The 340-nt window shown below is 44.4% G+C and carries 1 protein-coding gene; it reads right to left on the bottom strand.

The annotated features are described in order from the left end of the window. Positions 1 to 14: 14 nt before the first annotated feature. On the bottom strand, positions 15 to 340 hold a 326-nt coding region (locus ACTHSP_RS23145; protein ID WP_440347141.1), incomplete at its 5' end, for a glutaredoxin domain-containing protein.

The following is a 340-nucleotide window of genomic DNA, read 5'->3' as shown; positions in this document are numbered from 1 at the left end:
AAGCATACAGGCAATTAGTTTTTAGCCAAGTAAGCTTCCAAGTCTTCGCTGCCGCCGATGTATTTGCCGCCGATGAATACTTGAGGAGCAGTCATCTTGCCGGTAATAGCGCGTACGGAAGTAACAGTTGCATCTTTGCCCAATACGATTTCTTCGTAAGACAAGCCTTTGTCTTGCAGAGCTTTTTTAGCTTTAGCACAGAATTGGCAGCCAGGTTTGGTGAAGATGGCAACAGACTCTTGAGCTTTCCAGTCAGGAGCAATGTATTTCAACATAGTGTCAGCGTCAGACACTTTGAAAGGATCGCCTGGTTCTTCAGGTTCGATAAACATTTTTTCAA

Source organism: Neisseria sp. P0001.S005, from assembly GCF_051963715.1.
Note: the sequence above shows the minus strand (reverse complement) of the source record. Positions and strands in the feature narration are given on the sequence as shown.